Genomic DNA, 19,489 nt, shown 5'->3' with positions numbered 1-19,489 from the left:
ACTGCAAAGTTAATAAATGTACAAGACACTAGTGTCGTGACAATATCAGTAAAATGGCTACGGGGACACCACCGACGGTTAGAAGAACGATCAAACGGATAACTCGTCGTTCACCACATCTGCAAAAATTTGTCAAATCTGGGTACGACAGGTATTTATCCTTATATATTTGGTATCTTGAAAAAAGGCACTGTATCGATGGACCACACGTTGGCGTACGAGATACGCAACTGATCAGTGTAACACCAAGCCGGATACAAAAAGCGAACGATCCAGGTTTCTTTTTCAACATTGATCCTCAATGCAAGGTTCTAAGCGGGAACTGGGATCACAACCTACCTTCGTTCGAGGAAACGTTTCCATTTGATGCGTTCGAAGATCACTTTGTTGACGAAAAACCGTGGTCCGAAACCACGATGTATGATTTTCTCGAGGAGATGTTTGCTGCCGGAAGAAGTTGGGGGGGATACACGTCTTTTCCTGAAGCGGAGGAACGACTCGAGAAAATCGACGAGTTATACAACAATATCAGACAACATGGTTATTTAACACAAGAAGAAATCGCCCAGAACGCGGAGGAACATCCGATCGGGATACCTCACTGGGCAAACGGTAACCCAATAAAACACGAGATTGTGGTAGATATTGGACGGAACGGCGAGATCATATTTGAAGACGGACGTCATCGACTTGCAATAGCTAAAATACTCAATTTAGAGGAGATACCGGTCCAGGTTGCCGTTCGGCATAACAAGTGGCAATCTAAACGGGAAAAGTATGTATCCGACCCCAGCTCGATTAAGATGTCTGAACACCCGGATCTCGAAATTCTTCAGGTGAATTCAAAGCACTCATCCGAATAGCCTCTTCAATCCCATTTTTACTGTTTCCTTTATCCCGTTTTCTCCTACTGACTTTCGTATGCGATAGTCAATCCGCTCATTACCGGGGAATCGTCCGCGAGTTATCCGGATTGGATACTTAGATTTGTCATAACATCTGGGCCCAGTGAATTCATTCATTTCTTTTGCGATTCGCTCTTGCTCCGGATGCCTTCCGTGAATGATTTTCACTTCGTGAGAAACACATCCAGAAAACAAAATAAAACAGTTGTACTCACGAGGCAACGGAAACAAGCGAACGTCAGAGGTGTACAGCGCTTCCCATAGTGCTGGTTGATTGTACTTGCGAGGATTGTCTTCGATGGTGTCAGCGTATATTCTCCTCCACTTCTCGAATAGTGATCGAACCCGGATATTATTTCTAAACAACATAACTCCGGAATTAAAGACGGGGAAACCTTTGGGGACAGAATCGGAAACATACGTGTTATCCCCCCGCTCAAAGTGTGTCTTCCCCGGATTGACGGAGATTCCGAGGTCGAATTCGTCCAGTACATCAAAAATTTCGTGAAACTCACCACAGATATATGTGTCCGAATCCAATTGTAATGTTCTTTCATACGGTGTATCTTCGATATTTGTGATACTATCACGATAATCGTAATTAAAATCATCCTTTATTATTACGTCGTCTATACCCTCGTGCTTGACGTCTTGATCAGTTACGAGTGTAACCGGGATATCCGGCATATGATTTCGGAGAGAAGTGACTGAACGTTTCGTCTCATTTATATACTTATCACCGGTCGCCATATAGAGAATCCCGTTATTCATCTTGTACGTACTGGAAGTTCCTTCTGCTACTTAATTACTCGACTATACATGACACCGAAATAGATTTTAAACTGTTCGCGAAAATGTGTTGTTTGACTGTACTTCCCAGACGACCAGTGGCGAAGAAATGTAGAAGGCGGGACGGTTTTACTACGTCGGGAGCGTTTGGATTATATTTCCGTATCCCCTTTCACCAGTATATCCCAACTAATGGAACAAAACAAACCGAGCGTGAGTGTCATTATCCCGGCATACAATGCAGCAGACGTCATTCGGAGAGCAATTAACAGCGTTCTGTTACAAAAGTTCCAGAATTTCGAAGCGATAATCGTTGACGATGCATCAGAAGACGATACGAGAAATGTCGTGAAAACGTTTGCCGATCCTCGCGTGAGATATATACGACACGAGAAAAATAGGGGCGCCAGTTCGGCAAGGAATACGGGAATTCAGCGGGCAGAGGGGACGTATATCGCTTTTCTCGATGCTGATGACGAATGGGACCCTCGGAAACTCGAGATTCAGGTTGCGGAACTCGAGTCTCGAAGCGATGAGTGGGTCGCAGTCCACTGCGCTCGAGAGGACGAAAATGGTACGTTCGGTAAACTACGAGATCTCCTCGCACCGGTCATCGGGACAGAAAATCGAGATGCAACGAAAGAAGGTCGGGAAGAAGTCGCGGGAGAACTTCTTTCACTAAATATTAAAACGGGGAGTTCGACGCTTTTAGTACGGCGAGAAGCGGTAGAAGCGATTGAGGGCTTCGATTCGGGGTTCAGACGCCACCAGGACTGGGAGTTTCTTATCAGGGTTCTCCAGTACGGAAAGATAGCGTATATTGATCGGCCGCTGGTCGTAAAGCACGATTCGGGGAGTCCAGATCCTGAAGTTTTTGAACAGTCAAAAGAGCTATTGTTTTCAAAATTTTCCAAAGAAATCACGGAGTTGGAATCCGTTGGTTTCGAAATTACCGCAACACAGCGAATTCATCTCGCTAAAGTATATATAGAAAACGGCCAAATTCGAAAAGGGTTCAACCGCTTGCCGAAGAATGAAATTGATATTCCAACGTTCATGGGATTGATGTGGTCACTATCCGCAGGAATCGTCCATATCGTTCGAGCGTACTGGGCGTAATCTCGGCCCTACACTGCTCACAGGGCTTTGCTACGGAAAGGAGGTATAATCCGATATCCGTGACAGAAACGACTGCCCAATGTCGGAATACTCAGTACCGATCCACTCTCACACGTGATAACTGTCTTTCCGAAATCAGTTGGGCTTCCGTGCAGAGTCGCGGATTGCATCCGTCAGTTCCGTCGCGCACTCTCGAACGTCGAACTCCGCTAAGATCCGATCACGGGTGGTGTGCTGTGCAACGTCGGTCGACGTTCCGGTGAAGTACTCGCGTAATACTTGGGCTAATCCATCGACGTCCCCCGGATCAACGAGCAATCCGTTCTCGCCGTGCGTGATCAGTTCTGGTATCCCTGATACCCGCGTCGAGATCGGTACAGTTTCCATCGCCATCGCCTCCATCAGCGCCACAGGAATTCCGTCCCGATCACCATCAGATGCAATCACGCAGGGTAGGAGAAACACCTCTGCCTCATCAAGTTCTCGTATCAGTCGCTCGTCGCTTACATGTCCCAAGATCGACACTATGTCCTCCAATCCGTACTTGGCGATTTGATCGCGAATAACGTCCTCTCGCTCACCGGATCCCACGAGATGATACTCGAGATCTGGTAGCACCTCTTTGATTCGACCGATCGCGTCTATTCCGTAAGAAATTCCCTTTTTTTCTTCGAATCGTGCAACCGTTAAAATTCGTCCCGATACGATCGATCCGGACGGTTGAAATTTCGAGGGGTCGATTCCCATGTGGACGATATCGACCGGCGAATCGGTCCCGATATCGTTGTGCAGGTACCGTCGATTGTACTCGGAGATAGTGACGACGCGGTCCATTCGATCGGCGAGGAGTCGAAGTAGCCGTTCGTTTGGCTCCGAGTAGAGGTCGTACGCGTGTGCCGTCGTCGTACACGGAACCTCGAAGTGCGACGAAACGTAGTCCGATGCGAGTTTCGGCCAGTTAAGGAAGTGACCGTGGACGTGGTCGATATCGAACTCGAGTGATTGGACGAACCGGATACAGTGACCAGCAATGTACGCCGATCCAGCATGTGCTACCGGTGGTGCGGTGTGAACTAATCGTCGAAGGACACGCTGATCCAGGCACCACCGACCGGGTGTACGAAGTCCGGATCCCACCGACGGATCCGGAAGATATCCGACTGGTGCATCGAGATGGGCAACCTCCTCGTGCTGAAGGTCGATTTCCGGTTGGCGAAGCGAAAAAACGGCGACTTGATGCCCCCGCCGTTCGAGTTCGTGAATTTCGTTGATAATGAAACTCTCCGAGAGTTTCGGAAACCGATTCACGAAGTAGAGGACGTTCATAGTTCGTTCGCTAACTCCTCTGCGGCAGCACGCACTGCCACATCGCTTTCCATTCGTGGTGCCCAACCCAGCGCGGAGAGTTTTTCAGTCGAGAGCCGCATTCGTGGCACATCCCCGGGCCAGCCGCGATCTCCGCCAGTGTACTCGTACTCTGGATCGACACCCAAGACGTCGGCGACGATATTGGCGATACGATCGACAGACGTGGTTGTTCGCGTTCCGAGATTATAGGTGTGAATCGGCCCGGCCGCCGAATGTTCGATTGCATGACACATCGCCTCAACGCAATCGGAAACGTGGAGATACGACTTCTCCTGGCGACCGTTACCCAGGATAGTCAGGGTCGATCGGTTGGCGTGTAACTTCTCGATAAAGTCCGGAATGACGGCACCACGTAGACGCGGACCGACAACGTTCGCAAACCGAAAGTTCCAGACGCTGAATCCGTAAGAATGGGCGTACGTGGAGAGTAAGCCCTCGTCCGCCATTTTGCTTGCACCGTATACGCTGATCGGTTCCAGCGGTGCGTAATCTTCCGGTGTCGGTCGAGGCGCCTCGCCGTACACGGTAGACGAGGAGGTGAACGCGACGTTCGTTACGCCAGAGTCGCATGCAGCTTGTAAAATATTGTGCGTTACCGCCGTGTTTTCCGAGAATTGCCCTCGCGGATCGTTGTCGTTCGGATCGCTCCGGGAAGCGAGATGAAAGAGGAAGTCATAATCTGGAGAGATAACGTCAGCCACAGCCTCGTAGCTAGTGAGATCCACCTCGATAGTTTCGGCGCGATCGTCGACCCATTCACGTCGTCCCGTAGAAAAGTCATCCGCAACTACGACCTCGTTACCGTCCGCAATCAATCGTTCGACGAGATGCGAACCGACAAATCCGCCCCCACCAGCCACGAGAATACGATGGTTTGAGAGATTCATGGGCGATAATTTGGGCACGGGGAAATGGGTGTTCCGAAGTCGTTCGAAAATATAGCGTCGTTTTCACTACGACTCAAGAACACTTCGTTGCGGAATACTACCGCGGTGGAAACGGATTCGGGTGCGTAATCGGTATTTCCCCGGCGTTACCCAGTGTGGAGTTGTGATCGATCGACCTCGAGCAACCCGTACAGATATCCGAATCCGACCGCCGCGGTGAAGACGAAGATCGCGACCAGTTGTTTCGCCTTCGGTACCGACGGGTCTCGAGCGAGGTTCCACAGTCGTTTGGGAACGAACTCGAACATGAGTTGTGTCAAGTATTCGTTCTTATCGCCAGCGGCCTCGGGCAACAAGATATCCATGATTCGTTTGGAGTAGCCCTGCCAGAACGAGCGGCCGACGAGCCAGCGAAAGTCTCCGCGGTACTCGAACAACTGGTGATCGACGACGGAGTTCCTGTTGTAGATCACACCCTTACCGTACTTGTTTGCCATTCGAATACAGACGGGTGCCTCGTGGGCCTGGATATGACGGTCGCCTTTTCTTCCGGTGTTTTCGTCGTAGCCACCGACGTTCAAGAAGACGTCGCGCCGGAAGGAAATGTTCGAACCGTACGTGTTCCGAAGCTCGTCCATGTGTTCGCCCATGCCGCGTTCGTCACAGCCGACGAGCCAGTAGAACTCCGCCGGAAAGAAATCAGGCTTTTCGGTGACCCAATCGGGTTTCGCGTGGCCGCCGACCGCGATTGCATCGGTTTCGTCGTACACTCGAGCGAGTTCCTCAATCCAGTCGGGTGCTGCAATACCGTCGTCGTCGATGAACGCGACAACGTCACCGGTCGCCAGTTCGGCACCCCGGGTTCTGCTGTAGGAGATACCCTCATTGTCTTCGTTGCGATGGAGAACGACGCCGTCGAGGTCTCCGTAGTCGCTTCGAACGCGATCGAACACGGCTTCGTTACCGTCGACGACGATCACGACCTCGATCGGATCGTAGGTCTGTGCGAGAACGCTATCGACGCACTTGGAGAAGACGTCGTAGCGGTCCATCGCATAGGTGCAGATAACTACGGAGACCTTCATCGTCGCTCGGTTGCGGTGAACGGCGAATAAGCCTTTTCCTTCGAACGACACAACAGTCGTTCCAATACGATATACCCCCATCTAACAGACTCATCGACAACAGGCTATTACCCGGTTGGATATGAAAACGGCGCAAGTATATGACAAGGCTTATTCTCCGCTTGGGTCTGTTGCAACCTAATGAGTACGGACACTGAACGCGTCCAGGGAGAGTCCGACACGTCACTGTCTCTTCTCGAGACGTGGACGCAGTGGTATCACATCCCGGTCGTCGGGGTCGCGATGCTGTTCATGTTTTTGACGCGGATTCAAGCGCGCGACGAATTCATGACCGAGGATGGAACGCCCGCCCTGGCTGCCATCGACTCCTGGTATCACTGGCGGACGATACAGTGGACGGCGGAGAACTATCCGCGGACCATGCCATACGACATCTGGACCGGATTTCCCACTGGCCGATACGTCGGTCAGTTCGGAACGCTGTTCGACCAGCTTATCGTCACGGCGGCGATGATCGTCGGGCTCGGGGATCCGTCGACGGAGACGTTGTTCATGGTTTCGTTGCTCGCCGTCCCCGCGATGGCCGCGCTGGTGGCGATTCCGGTGTTCTTCATCGGTCGTCGGCTCGGTGGAACCGTCGGAGGGATCGCCTCCGTTCTCATCCTCGCGCTCGCGCCCGGAACCTTCCTGGCTCGAACGACTGCAGGTCAGCTTCAACACCACGTCGCCGAGGTGTTGTTCATGGCGATCGCGATCCTCGCGATGATGGTCGCACTTCGCGTCACCGAGCGAGACCAGCCCATCTACGAACTGCTCGTCGACAGCGATTGGGAAGCGCTTCGCACGCCGGCGATCTACAGCGCGCTCGCGGGTGTCGCGCTCACGTTGTACATCTGGGTGTGGCCACCCGGCGTCGTCCTGATCGGTATTCTCGCGGTGTTTTTCACCGTTCAGCTCTGTCTCGATTACGTCCGTAACGTCTCGCCGGACCACGTCGCGTTCGTCGGTTCGGTGAGTCTCGGGGTGACGGCACTGCTCACGGCGATCCTCATCGAAGATCCAGGAACGAGCGTGACGAGTTTCGGCTACCTCCAGCCGGCGAGTGCCGCACTCGTCGCGGCCGGCTGTGTGTTCATGGCCTGGTTCGCCCGCCAGTGGAACGGGTTCGACGTCGACCGGCGGTACTACCCGGCGGCGATCGGCGGTTTGATCGTTGCGGCCTTTGCCGTGATGTGGCTGGTGATTCCGAGCCTGTTCGATACGTTCGTTACGAACGCGACGCGGCGATTGATTCCGTTCGGCGAGACGGCGACCGACCTCACCATTCAGGAGGCCCAGCCACCCGCCGACTTCACGGCCCACGTCGTCGACGAGTTTGGCGCCGCGTTCTACACGATGCTGGTTGGTCTGTTGATCCTGATCGCGCGGCCGTTTTTCGGTCGGGAGTTCCGAACCGAGCATACGCTCGTCATCGTCTGGTCGCTGTTTATGATCAGCATGGCGGCGACTCAGATTCGATTCGCGTACTATCTCGTCATCGCGGTCGCGGTCGTAAACGCGGTGTTCGTCGCCGAGATGCTCCGGATCATCGACATCGACGTCGAACTCGTCCGGAGCGTCAACGCGCTCAAAAACGTCGAAGCGTATCAGGTGATCGTGCTCGTGATGGTCGTTCTCCTGTTGTTCGCCCCGTTGCTCCCGCCAGTCGCGGCGGCCGACGACACCGCCTGGGAACGTGGAAACGTTACGGGAACGAACCCGACCGGGACCGCCGACACGTGGGAGACGTCGAACCACTGGCTCGCCGAGAACACGCCAGAGCCGGGTAACTGGGCCGGTGCGGGTAACGAGGACGAACTCGAGCTATACGGCACCTACGACCAACCCGAGGACGGTGACTTCGAGTATCCCGAAGGATCCTACGGAGTGATGTCGTGGTGGGACTACGGACACTTCATAACGGTACAGGGTGAACGGATGCCACACTCGAACCCGTTCCAGCAGAACGCACGTTCCTCGTCGGCATTCCTGACCGCCGAATCGGAGGAGCGAGCCGAGTTGGTCCTCGATGCCATCGCGGCGGGCGAGTCGCCACGCGATCACTCGAACGAGGAACTCGAGGAGATGATCGAAAACGGCGAGGACTCCCACGAGGAGATCCGGTACGTAATGATCGACGACCAGATGGCCGGCGGGAAGTTCGGTGCGATCACGACGTGGTCCGGTCCCGATCACAACTATTACACCACGCCGGAGGATCTGAACCCCAACGAGCCGGTAGAAAGCGACGAAATTCCGGAACAGTTCGCCGGTGTGCCGTACTACGATACGACCACCGCACAGCTGTACTTCGGCAACGCCGCCGGAATGGAACACTACCGGCTGGTTCACGAGAACGACGACCGGATGACACCGTTCATCAGCTACGCCCTCGTCGACCCTGAGACGGGCGAACTCGAGTACGGTGCCGACGGATCGCCGATGGTCGCGATCAACCAGATCTACAATCAGCAGACGTACGTCGAACTCATGCAGATCGAACAGCATCCGGAACTCGACTACGTGGTGTTCGACCAGCGCGAGGGCGCCGCCGTCAAGACGTACGAACGCGTCGAGGGTGCGACGCTCGAGGGCTCCATCGACGGTGACGGCTTCGAAGAGGGAACGGTCGTCGCCGCCGTCGAACTGGATACGGGGGCCGAAAGCGCCACGTTCGACTACGTCCAGCAAGGCGAACTCGAAGAGGACGGATCGTTCGAGCTGACGGTTCCGTACGCGACCAACGACGAACTCGGTGTCGGGGACGGCTACACGAACAGCGCCGTCGAAGCCACCGAAGAGTACACGATCACAGTGACCGCGACGGGCGAGGACGGGTTCCAGGCATACGATGCCGAGACGGCTGTTCCCGAAACTGCGGTCGTCGAGGGTGAGACGGTCGAGGTGGCACTCGAGGAAGTCGAGTTCGATGATCCGGAGGAAGTCGACAACGAGACCGATGTCGACGTAGGCGAAGGGCCGGTTCCCGAGGACGATGGTGAAGAAATCGTCGAAGAGGGCGAAGATACGGTCATCGACGATCAGGAGATGGACGAAGAAGGTGGAGCCGCCGGTTCGCTCGGTCCGGTCGCGGTCGAAGCGGCAGGCTAACCCCGCGGTCGAACCGCATCGACGCGAACGACGCTTCTTTTTCCCGCTGTCTCGTCGGCTCGAGTGGGTGATCGACTTTGTCACCGCTGTTTCGACACAGTGTGTCAAGAGGCAGATTTAAATGCCACGCCGAAACGAACGAGGGTTGATTCGGTGGAGACGAGATAATGTTTGACTGAAGTCATTTACTGGTGGTGAACGTCGACTCCGTTGAGTACCTAGTTCCGAGCCATCATATTGGCGACCCGTTATAACACAAACTATATTTTTATAAAAACATCTATGTAAACATAAGATAATTATATTTCCGTTGGGTACATCCATTGGAATGCGATGTCCGACAAAGACGACATGAAAGATTACCTCGCAAAGCACCCACGAATGATCGGCGTCCTGTTCACCCTGTTCGTCCTGCTCAGTCAGGCGGGCACGGCCGCGGCAGGAATTCACAGTCAAATGGGTCCGTAAAATCCAAGCTGGGAACGCACACGATCGACAACGTTTGGAGAAAACTCGTTTTACCGCCGCGTTACTCGAATTCGGCAGAACCGATACCGTCGTTCCAGTAGAGTTGTCCGTCGATTAGTACCGGTAGTTCAGTCCACGTCAAATACTCCCAAATCGACTCTTCACCGACCGGAGTAAGCGGTGTGAAGCCGGGCGAGAGGTGCGTATCCACGACCGATTCGAGGTCGGAAGCTGACACCGTTCCGAGTTTGTATTCCTTCGTCGAGTAGGTCCGAATGCCGAACCCAAACTCGTGTTCACCCCAACGCTCGAGTACGACGAGGCCCGGTGCGCCGCCGTCCGACTGGGCGATGTCCGCTGATCCGTCTCCGACGATGAGATACTGTTCGCCAAGTGCGGTGTTCTGTTGGGCAATCTCGAGTGCCGCCCGGAGCGAAAAGCCGCGGTTGAGCAATCGTGCGAAGGTTTCACCCGCCTCGACCGCGTCTTCGTTGATGACGTCGCTGTACGTACTGACGCCGCCGAACGCGCCGCGCTGGGTGAGCGCGAGCCCCTGCTCGTAGGATCGACACGCGTTCAAGAAGAAGACGCCGAGGTCGACCGACTCGAGGGTCCGGACGTCGAGGTCGTCGTCTGGACAGCGGATCCCGTCTTCGGTCGCGTGACCGATGTAGTGTAAGAAGTCGTAGCCACCCTCGGTAAGCAGGGCCGCGAGCCGCTCTGAGTCGACGCCAAACTCCGAGTGGATCTCGAACGGAAGCTCCTCGCGCGTGCCGTACGTCTCGTCGAGCAGGTCGTGTTCGTCGATCATCCGAGCGTCGTTACAGACGAGCAGGAGTTCGATCGATTCGCTCCGGGCGTCGCGGTCGATCTGGTTCCGGTAGGCTTCGACTGTCGCCTTCGAGGCGTTTTGCGGGATGGCGTCGCCGAACCACGCGTGTTCGACGGACTCGTCGGTGATCTCCGGAACGACGAACGCGGATTCGTCGTCGATCGGCGAGGGTGAGCGGTACTCCGCCGCCGAACGCACCAACTGTGCATTCGTCGCTTCCGGCTGTGGGACCGACGCGGGTGCCTGCCCGCGGGACTCGCGGATGATTCCGAGTTCGTTGACGACGAACGGGACCAGTTCGGCGCCGTCCGGATCGTCCGGAACGTACGCCGTCAGCGGCCAGCGCGGAACGTACGGTTCGATCTCCTCGTAGGGAACCTCGAGGTACCGCGCTAAACGAACCGAAAGCGGTTGATCGTAGGTGTCGGCGAACCCGAACGACAGTTCGTCCTCGAGGGCCGCCCGCTCGATGAGATCGTACTGAAAAATCCCCTCGGTCCGGGTCAGACAATCGAAGAAGAAAAACCGCTTCAGGAGTCGAGCGATCTCGTCGCCCAACGCGGCGTCGGCTGAGAGCGATCGGTCGAACAGGGGCGTCTCGAGTCTCGGATTCGGTCCCGTCCTGACCGTCGCACCGAGAAAGAACGCGAGGGGGGCGGCCTGGTAGACCGCCAGGTATTCGTCCGGGACGACGAGTTCGACGTCACCCGCTGGGCGGTCGATTTCCTCCGGGATGTCGAGACGATCTCCGAGTTCGATCAACGGTGGGTGGCCGCGAAGTGTGGGCCACGTCCGCTCCGGCGAGGTCGTCTTCAGCGCGGACGGAACTGCGGAAATCGCCTCGGTCACCGACTCGAGGTCGGACGACGTGGTGATCGTCCCCGCCGGTCGATCGTGGGCAGACCGCAGTTCGACCGGTGCCTCACGTTCGAGCGTGATCCGAAGCGCCGTCAGTCCGACGTCGATCGTTCCCGGGACGTCGACTCGGACGTAGAGTTTTATCGGGGCGCTGACGCCGACGAACTGGGTTCGATCGTCGAGTTCCGCCGTCTCGCCGGCTTCGAAGTTCGATATCGCCTGTCCCGTTCGGTCGTGGATCGTTACGGCGTAGCGGTGGTCGAAAACGATCTCGTCGGTCTCGATCGCACACGTCTCGTCGACCGTAAAACAAAACTCGTCGGCGTCGATCGAACCAGGCGAGACGGACGCGGCCGTCTCGATCTGGAGGTGGCGTTGCTCTAAGGAGTCGTGGACCTCGAGCCCAACCGGGTCGGTAGTTTCTTCGAACTCAATCGTCATGTCTCCTCGCGGCGCTACTGGTTCATTCATGTGCATCATCAAAAAGGGTGGCGCCGATCGGCTACCGAACTCGTGAGAAATACCGACACATTGGGCGTTCAGCGACAGGAAACATCACACAGTCCGACACCGGCCACGTCGAGGTTGATCGGCGCCCATCGTCGACCGACGGTCGTAGATCGCATCAGCCGTCGAGATCGAAATCGGACTCCTCGTCCGAAGCCGGTGTGAGAGACTGGAACACGATCGTCGGGAACCTGAGCTCGATCGCGCTGGGGCGCCGACCGGTGCCGTTGATCGGGAGTGGGACCCGCTCGATTACCCCCCGGTCGGCGAGTTCGTACAGAAAGCGCTTGACCGTTCCCGCAGTCAACGACGATTGCGTCGCGATCTCGTCTGCGATGTCGCGGATCGGACGATCAGCCGGCTCGATCGAAACGAGCGTCGAGAGGACCTGCTGGCGCGTCCGAGAGAGCGACAACGCCCTGTCGACGTGGACGCTGTTCTCCGGAACGTCTCCCATCGCTCGCTCGAGATGGCGGGGCTGGATCCGGTCGGCATCTGATTCCGTCGCACGGTCGGCGGCCCCATACAGCGCGGCGAGTGCGTCGTGTGCGTTTCCGTCGGCCCACTCCGACAGCCTCCGGACTGATTCGTGGTCGATCGTTCCCGGCGAGAGCGCCGTCGAAACGCGGTCGGTGAGGACGTCGACCAGTTCGTGTCCGCGGTAGGCCGATACCGCGACCGTCGTTTCGCCCCACTCGTCGGGTGTATCCCGGCCGACGGCGACCGTCGAGAGACTCTCAGAGACGGGATCGAGTAGCTCTCGAGCCCGTCGGTACGAGAGCGTCTCGGGTTCGTCGTGGTGGTCGATCGCGACGATCGCACGACGATCGTGACGGGCAAGTCGATCCTGCAGGCGGTCGCGAAGCGCGGCCGTTCCGACACCACTTTCCGGAATCGCTTCGGTCGACAGCGCCGAGAGCACCGCCCGATAGAACGCAAATTCGCTTCGGACGCGACGCGCATCGACGTAAACGAACCAGGTGATCGGTTCGGCCCTGGCGGCGCGGGTCGTTGTCCCGATCGACCGACCGGTCTCGCCGAGACGGTCGTTCATCGCGTCGAACAATGCAACGACGATGGCAGACGTTCCCGATCCCGGAGGACCGGTTACGGCCACCGGCGCCGGAAGGTCGCCGTCGAACGCCGGTTCGAACGCGTCCAGAAGTTGCTCGAGGACGGGACCGCGTCCGATCGGCTCCGTCCGGTGGACGACGGGACTCAGGTATTCGTAATCGACGACGATCCCCCTGCCGTCGCGTGCAGATCGCCGCCGATCGATGCGCTCGTGGAGTTCCATTACGTCGACTCCGTCTGTGAGTTCGCCCCGACGAGTGCCGCCTCGAGTACCTCGAGGGTGTGGGTGATTTCGTAGCCTGTTCCGTGTTCCATCTGCATCGAACAGGTCGGACACTCGGTCAGTCCCGCCGCGGCGTCGGCCTCCGCCATGTGTTCGAACATTTCTTCCCCGATCTTCATGGAAGTTTCGTAGTTCTCTTCTTTCCACCCGTAGGTGCCGGAGATACCGGAACAGGAGTCGCCGACGTCGTGGGCGTCGACGCCGTCGATCAACTCGAGGAGTTCGATCGTCTGTCCGTCCAGGCCCTGGTTGCGGGCGTGACACGGAGCGTGATAGGCGAAGTCCTCGAACGCGTCGTCGTCGACCGACGCATCCGCGAGCGCCGCCTCGAGGTCCTCCTGAACCCGCAAGTACTCGACGGCATCCCAGGTGTTCGCGGCGACGTCTTCGGTTCCCTCGAAGTCGAACAGTTCGGGATACTCCTGGCGAATCGACATCGAACAGGAGCTACAGGAGGTGACGACGTCGGCGCCCGCCTCGATCGCCGCTTTGAGTTCGCGGACGTTCGTCTCGGCCGAGCGGCGGGCGTCCTCGAGCATCCCGTTTGCGAACATCGGCGTGCCCGAACAGTGTTGTTCGGGAACCAGGACCTCGTAGCCGAACTGTTCGTAGACGCGGACGAGAGCCTTCGCGACCTCCGGCGTGTTGTAGTTCGCATAACAGCCGTGGAAGTACGCGATGCGTTTGTCCTTGTCGTGGACCGCCGCGCCACCTCGCTTTCGCCACCACTTCCGAAAGGTCTCGGTCGCGAACGCGGGGAGTTCCCGCTCGCTCGTGATCCCCATCGTCTTTTCGCCGAGCCACTTGGTGATCGACAGCCCCATGACGAAGTTCGCGGTTCGAGGGAACGCCGCGCCCAGGGGAGCGAGTCGCCGGTAGTTCGCGAGCATCCGGTTTCGAAGGTACTCGCGGGAGAGTTTCGACATGTTCTCCTCGACGTACTCCCCGCGGGCCGTGTTGTGCATCTGTGAGAGGGGCACCTCGGAGGGACAGGCACTGTCACAGCGCATGCAGTTCGAACACTTCATCACCGACTCGTCGATATCGTGGTCGTCCTGGCGTTTGAGCCGCCACTGTTCGGGGCCCTGAAACTTCGGCCCCGGGAACTCGTCGTCGACCGCGGCGACGGGACAGTTGGTGTCGCACGTCGAACATTTATAGCAGTCGTCAGCGCCCGGCCGGAGGTCCATCGCTTCGGCCTCGGGAAACACCTGGATCGGTTCGAACTCGCCGTCGTCCGGGCTTCGTTCGTCCGGTACGCCCTCGTCCGTCGGTCGCTCTGTGTCACTCATACTCTCTCCCTCGTCGATCCGCCGCGTTCGTCCAACGTCGTCGACCCGACGGGCGGAATCCAACCGGTTCCCCCGCTCGAGTCGGACCCCTGCTGGAGTCACGCTTCGCATTCGAGCCAACTTCGGCGTCGATCATTCACACCCCTCCGCGCTGTGCGTTCCGGCGACGTACCCCGTCGCGATCGAGACGCCCGCGCCCGATTTCTCCGCCGCGTAGTCGTAGCCGCCCAGTACCGCTCCCGCCGCTCGAAGGTTCGCAAACTCCGGGTTGGCGCCGGAATCGAGCGGCCGGAGTTCGCGATCGGGTGCGAGCCCGAACCGCGCATAAGGTTGTTTGCCGAAAGCGTCGTCGACGAACCAGTCGTAGCGGTCGTCGGCGTGGGGGACGTGACAGTCGAATATCGGCTCTGTGACGCGCTCGCGGTCCGACTCGATCCCTTTCCCGACCAGTCCACCCGTCGCGAGAACGTACTGTTGTGCGCGATGGGGGATCTTCGCGCCGTGGCGGTCGACGACGACGTGATCGATCCGATCGCCGCGGCCGCCATCGCCCCCAGCGTTCGTCTCGTAGCTGACGACGGGAACGCCCGACGTAACCCGAACACCCGCCCCCTCGAGTGCGTCGTACAACAACTCCTCGAGGCGGATCCCGGGGAGACTCGGCGGCCCCATCGGCACCTCGAAGACGTCGGCGCCGAGCGCATCCGCCAGGTCGGCCCGGACGTCGTCGGCCCGGTCGTCGCCGAGGACCGCGGGGAATCCGATCCGCGATTCACCCTCGTGGTGGTCCCGAACGACCGTTGCGAGCGCCTCGCGTGCGCCTGGACTGGCGACGAACGTCGAGACAGTCTCATTTCGATCCAGGAGGTGAGCGTATCTCGTCACTTTCGCGTCGTCTCTGTCGATCCCCGGAAACCGAAGCGTCACGCCGCGACAGTCGAAGGGAACGCCGGCGGCCTCGAGGTGGGCCGCCGAAAGCGGCGCGTCGAAATCGGGGAGCGTCTCGAAACCGACCAACAGGGCGTCGCGCTCGTCGCTCGCGAGTCCCGCGGCGCTCGAGGCGGGATAGCGGGCGGTCGGCTTGACCGTCCCGCCGTGGGTCGGGACGAGCGCGTTCCGATCGGTGTTCCCACCCGCGTAGGCGTCCCCGGCGAGCGCGTCGAAAAACGAGAGCGCCTCGCGGACGGCGTCGATCCCGACGCGCTCGTAGGGATGGCCCTGGGGAAGGTCCGCGAGTGCGGAGAACGGATCGATCAGCGGGCCGTCACCATCGGGCGTGTATCCGAGTAAGTCGATTAGCCCGCTGGCGTGACGGAGCGTACTCTGTTTGTACGTGACGAGGCGAACCCGTTTCGTGCCCGCGTTCGCGGCGGCGAGGGCGGCCGTCGCCCCGGCAAGGCCGCCGCCGATGACGAGGACGTCGTCTTGGATCGCCATCTCAGTCGTCCACCTCGAGTCGGTCGGCCGACATCAACGGCCCTCCCCGGCGTCGAACGCCGCGTACTCGAGCGACGCCGCGTCGGAGTGAGCGTCCGACGGGTCCGCACTCGCCGGATCCCGATCGCGGTTCATCGTCGTCGCGTGTAAGGCGTAGTTCAACATCGCTTGTGAGAGCTGTTCGCCCCAGAGGGCGTGTCGTTCTCCCTTCCAACGTTCCTCGAAGAGTTCGTCGAGAGCCTTTCGGACCGTCTCTTCGTCGAACTCGGGGTGGAGTTCGTTGGCCATCGGCCCACAGCAAAAGCCGCCCTGGCAGTTCCCCATCGATGCGCGCGTCCGGATTCGAACTGCGTTCAGATCCGTTCCGGATTGGGAAATCGCATCCCGTATCTCCGCGCGCGTCACTCCTTCGCAAGCGCAGATGACGGGGTTCGGCTCGTCGGTCTCGAGGACCTCCCGCGAGCGACTGCCGAGGCGTTTTCTGCTCCGGCGGGCGATCGGCGACCGTAGGCCGAAGTCGTCCATTCCGTCCTCGAGTCGCTCGAGGTTCTCGCTTCCAGGGAGCGGTTCCTCGGCGGTGGCACACGAGGCCGTCACGCCGAGTTCGGCACAGACGTGGTCGGCGATCTCCTCGGCCATCGCGCGGTAGGTAGTCAACTTGCCGCCGACGATGCTCGCCACTCCCGAGACGCCGTCGCGTTCGTCGTGATCGAGCAAGAAGAAATCGCGCGTGATATCCGTCGGATCCGCGGTTCCGGTTCCGGGCGGTTCGTACAGCGGGCGGACACCCCAAAACGAGCGGATCGTCCGCGCCTCCGCGAGGATCGGGACGAGTTTCGAGAGCGTATCGATCATCGAATCGACTTCCCACTCCGCTTCGGGGTAGTCGTCGGGATCCGCGACCTCCTCGTCGGTCGTCCCCAGGATGGCGGTCGTCTCGTGGGGAACGATAATATCCGCGTCACCTTTCGGCCGACAGCGGTTGATGACGGTGTCGACCTGTCGGACGTTCATAATCGTCATCACACCCTTCGAGGGCCGGACCGCGACCTCGAGGTCAGCCATCGCCGCGATCTGGCCGGCCCACGCGCCGGTCGCGTTGACGACGTACTCGGCAGTGATCTCCTCTGTGCTCCCCGGGACCCCGTGGTTTCGTTGGCCAGGGCCCGAGTCGTGACGGACTCGGACGCCGTAGACGTCGCCACCCTCGCGTAGGAGGTCGATCACTTCCGCGTGCGTTTCGACGCGCGCGCCGTGGGCCTCCGCGTCGAGTGCGTTCGCCACGCAGAGGCGAAACGGATCGACCGCGCCATCGGGCACCTCGATCGCGCGCGTGACGTCCTCGGCGAGGTACGGCTCTCTCTTGCGGGTTTCCCGTCCGGAGAGTGCGCGTGCTGGGATCCCACACTCGCGACAGCCCTCGAGTTTCTCCCGGAAGTACGAATCCGAATCTTCGGGCCGCTTTACGAACAGTCCGCCGGTCATCTCGACGCAGTGGCCGGCGATCTCGCGAAGCACCTCGTTCTCCTCGATGCACTCGGTCGCACTCGCCCGATCGGAGACGGCGTACCGCCCCCCGCTGTGTAAGAGGCCGTGCATTCGGCCGGTGGTCCCGTGGGTTAGATTGCCCCGCTCGACGAGGGTAACCTCGAGGCCGCGCATCGCTAGATCGCGAGCGATGCCACAACCCGTCGAGCCGCCGCCGAGGACGAGAACCTCAGTATCGTATCCCATTCCTTTATCCATAGGTTGGTGGCTCCCACCTCTTTATTTTATCGACGGTCTGGGATCGTCCGTACATAATTATCGCGTTCGTGTCTTCGCCGCGATGGAGGGGTTATTGATCCGAATGTGCCCGTATCGGGTCAACGACGGGTATTTCGCGGGTGGGTGAGAGCTACGCCAAATCAATACCAAGCTGGCTCGAGGTAAACGTTTGTGAACTGATGTCACAGGAGCAATCACGTTTCGTGTTGGAGGAAATTATAAACCTCTATAAATACGAGGTCGGGAGATGTAACTGAGCGCCGTCACTAGTCTGCGGTTTCGATAGCCGTTTACGAGGCGGATACGGTCCGCTGACGGTTGATTCCGGCAGGACTACGAACGGGAACGGTTTCCGGGGACATCGGGAGGCCAACCCGCACGGGAAAACTGGCCGATCTCGTAAGACGGATGTTTGTCCGAAATTCTCTCCCGTATTTTTGATTGCCACCCCGGGACCAACAGTAAGTTATATAACTTTTCATTATAGATTGGTGCACATGGGTCGAGATACCAGACCACGGTGCAACATGTGTCGGCGAAAAGTATTGCTTGGAACTGGATCGGCGATGGCTGCCGGTCTCGCGGGCTGTTCCGAAGAAGAAGGGAGCGGGGGCAACGGTAACGGGACTGGTAACGGGAACGGAAATGGCAACGGTACCGGGAACGGTGACGCCGCAGCCGACTTCGAGCCGTTCGATCCCGACGATCCGGTGTTCCCCCAGACGATGCAGACGTTCATGGACGAGGGCTTCGTGACCGGTCGGATCGAGGACATCGATGCGTTCGAAGAGCAAGACGAGCCTCACTACGGAGACCCCGTAACGGACCCCGGCGACATCGAAGAGAACGATCCGGATACGCTCCAGTTCGCGCTGACGCCGACGGAGGATCCGGCGCTGTACGCGGACATGCTCGATCCGCTTCTCGACAACATCGAGGAAGAAACCGGCTACCCCGTCGAGAACAACATGGTCGACAGCTACGCGGCTCAGGTCGAAGCGATGCGCGGAGACCAGCTCCACATCGCCGGCTTCTCGACCGGCGCGGTGCCGTTCGCGGTGAACCTGGCCGATGCCGTTCCGTTCGGCATCCAGGTCGCCGAAGAAGACGCCGGCTACCGGCTGTGGGCGATCACCCACATGGACAACGATGATATCAACTCGGTCGAGGACTTCGCGGGGCGGACCGGTGCCCACGGTGACCCGGCATCGAACTCCGGTCATCTGATGCCGAACGCGCTGTTCCCCGAGGAGTTCGGCATCGTCCCCGGCGAGGATTACGAGTTCGAACACGTCGGCAGTCACGAAAACGTCATCCTCTCGGTTTACCACCAGGACAGCGAAGTCGCGCCGGTGTGCAGTACCTGCGTCGCCCGCGTCGCCGAACGTGGCGACGTCGACCCGAGTCAGATCAAGGCAGTCTGGTCGAGCGATCCGATTCCGACCACCGCGTTCACGCACAAAGCCAATTTGCCCACCGACGTCCAGGAAGGGATCCAACGGGCGTTCCTCGAGCACGACTACTACGGGACCCAGTTCGCAGAGGAGTTCGAAGGACGCGGCGAGTTCGTCGAAATCGATTACGCGACCCACTGGCACAACATTCTGGTGACTCACGAGGACAACGAAGTCGACCTCACGGACCCCGCAGAAATCTGATGGAACGATA

At 58.6% G+C, this 19,489-nt stretch carries 14 protein-coding genes; 5 read left to right on the top strand and 9 right to left on the bottom strand.

Annotated elements, in window-relative coordinates; translation table 11 throughout:
- The first annotated feature begins 53 nt into the window (after nucleotides 1–53).
- The gene (locus AB7C87_RS18705) at nucleotides 54–863 is read left to right on the top strand and encodes a hypothetical protein (RefSeq protein WP_369731026.1); all 810 of its coding nucleotides are present in this window, start codon (nucleotides 54–56) and stop codon (nucleotides 861–863) included.
- Here the strand turns inward: AB7C87_RS18705 and AB7C87_RS18700 are convergent.
- Nucleotides 852–1,676: a hypothetical protein gene (locus AB7C87_RS18700; protein WP_369731025.1), complete on the bottom strand. Its 825-nt coding sequence runs from the start codon at nucleotides 1,674–1,676 to the stop codon at nucleotides 852–854. The genes AB7C87_RS18705 and AB7C87_RS18700 overlap by 12 nt on opposite strands.
- A gap of 210 nt (nucleotides 1,677–1,886) precedes the next feature.
- Here AB7C87_RS18700 and AB7C87_RS18695 point away from each other — a divergent pair, with 210 nt between their 5' ends.
- Nucleotides 1,887–2,813 (top strand): glycosyltransferase family 2 protein, encoded by a 927-nt coding sequence (locus AB7C87_RS18695; protein WP_369731024.1) that lies wholly within the window; start codon nucleotides 1,887–1,889, stop codon nucleotides 2,811–2,813.
- 135 nt (nucleotides 2,814–2,948) lie between these two features.
- On the opposite strand, the gene AB7C87_RS18690 is transcribed toward AB7C87_RS18695, so the two are convergent.
- The 3 genes from AB7C87_RS18690 to aglG all read right to left on the bottom strand — a co-directional run bounded on the left by AB7C87_RS18690 (nucleotide 2,949) and on the right by aglG (nucleotide 6,153).
- Nucleotides 2,949–4,139, bottom strand: a complete 1,191-nt coding sequence (locus AB7C87_RS18690) for a glycosyltransferase (protein WP_369731023.1) — start codon at nucleotides 4,137–4,139, stop codon at nucleotides 2,949–2,951.
- Nucleotides 4,136–5,068, bottom strand: a complete 933-nt coding sequence (locus AB7C87_RS18685; protein WP_369731022.1) for an NAD-dependent epimerase/dehydratase family protein — start codon at nucleotides 5,066–5,068, stop codon at nucleotides 4,136–4,138. Before AB7C87_RS18685 ends, AB7C87_RS18690 begins: the two co-directional genes overlap by 4 nt.
- A gap of 146 nt (nucleotides 5,069–5,214) precedes the next feature.
- Nucleotides 5,215–6,153 carry a glucosyl-dolichyl phosphate glucuronosyltransferase gene (aglG, locus tag AB7C87_RS18680; protein ID WP_369731021.1) on the bottom strand — a complete coding sequence of 313 codons (939 nt, stop codon included), beginning with the start codon at nucleotides 6,151–6,153 and terminating at the stop codon, nucleotides 5,215–5,217.
- 180 nt (nucleotides 6,154–6,333) lie between these two features.
- Between aglG and AB7C87_RS18675 the strand changes: the two genes are divergently transcribed.
- Together AB7C87_RS18675 and AB7C87_RS18670 are read left to right on the top strand one after the other, a co-directional pair.
- Nucleotides 6,334–9,303, top strand: a complete 2,970-nt coding sequence (locus AB7C87_RS18675; RefSeq protein WP_369731020.1) for an oligosaccharyl transferase, archaeosortase A system-associated — start codon at nucleotides 6,334–6,336, stop codon at nucleotides 9,301–9,303.
- Nucleotides 9,304–9,636: 333 nt separating this feature from the next.
- On the top strand, nucleotides 9,637–9,771 hold the full coding sequence (locus AB7C87_RS18670; RefSeq protein WP_369731019.1) for a DUF7503 family protein: 135 nt from the start codon (nucleotides 9,637–9,639) through the stop codon (nucleotides 9,769–9,771).
- Between the two features lie 61 nt (nucleotides 9,772–9,832).
- On the opposite strand, the gene AB7C87_RS18665 is transcribed toward AB7C87_RS18670, so the two are convergent.
- The 5 genes from AB7C87_RS18665 to glpA form a co-directional block, all read right to left on the bottom strand.
- Nucleotides 9,833–11,902, bottom strand: a complete 2,070-nt coding sequence (locus AB7C87_RS18665; protein WP_369731018.1) for a hypothetical protein — start codon at nucleotides 11,900–11,902, stop codon at nucleotides 9,833–9,835.
- Nucleotides 11,903–12,086: 184 nt separating this feature from the next.
- Nucleotides 12,087–13,265, bottom strand: a complete 1,179-nt coding sequence (locus tag AB7C87_RS18660; protein ID WP_369731017.1) for a Cdc6/Cdc18 family protein — start codon at nucleotides 13,263–13,265, stop codon at nucleotides 12,087–12,089.
- Nucleotides 13,265–14,617 (bottom strand): anaerobic glycerol-3-phosphate dehydrogenase subunit C, encoded by a 1,353-nt coding sequence (locus AB7C87_RS18655; RefSeq protein WP_369731016.1) that lies wholly within the window; start codon nucleotides 14,615–14,617, stop codon nucleotides 13,265–13,267. The genes AB7C87_RS18660 and AB7C87_RS18655 overlap by 1 nt, the downstream gene beginning before the upstream one ends.
- A 132-nt stretch (nucleotides 14,618–14,749) precedes the next feature.
- On the bottom strand, nucleotides 14,750–16,054 hold the full coding sequence (gene glpB, locus AB7C87_RS18650; protein WP_369731015.1) for a glycerol-3-phosphate dehydrogenase subunit GlpB: 1,305 nt from the start codon (nucleotides 16,052–16,054) through the stop codon (nucleotides 14,750–14,752).
- A gap of 33 nt (nucleotides 16,055–16,087) precedes the next feature.
- Nucleotides 16,088–17,788 (bottom strand): anaerobic glycerol-3-phosphate dehydrogenase subunit GlpA, encoded by a 1,701-nt coding sequence (gene glpA / locus AB7C87_RS18645; RefSeq protein WP_369731203.1) that lies wholly within the window; start codon nucleotides 17,786–17,788, stop codon nucleotides 16,088–16,090.
- A gap of 599 nt (nucleotides 17,789–18,387) precedes the next feature.
- Here glpA and phnD point away from each other — a divergent pair.
- Nucleotides 18,388–19,479, top strand: a complete 1,092-nt coding sequence (phnD, locus tag AB7C87_RS18640) for a phosphate/phosphite/phosphonate ABC transporter substrate-binding protein (RefSeq protein WP_369731014.1) — start codon at nucleotides 18,388–18,390, stop codon at nucleotides 19,477–19,479.
- The last annotated feature ends 10 nt before the right edge of the window (nucleotides 19,480–19,489 follow it).

The organism is Natrarchaeobius versutus, from assembly GCF_041205745.1.
GTDB classification, from domain to species: Archaea; Halobacteriota; Halobacteria; order Halobacteriales; family Natrialbaceae; genus Natrarchaeobius; species Natrarchaeobius versutus.
The sequence above is the reverse complement of the archived record's forward strand: the minus strand, read 5'-3'. Positions and strand labels throughout refer to the sequence as shown.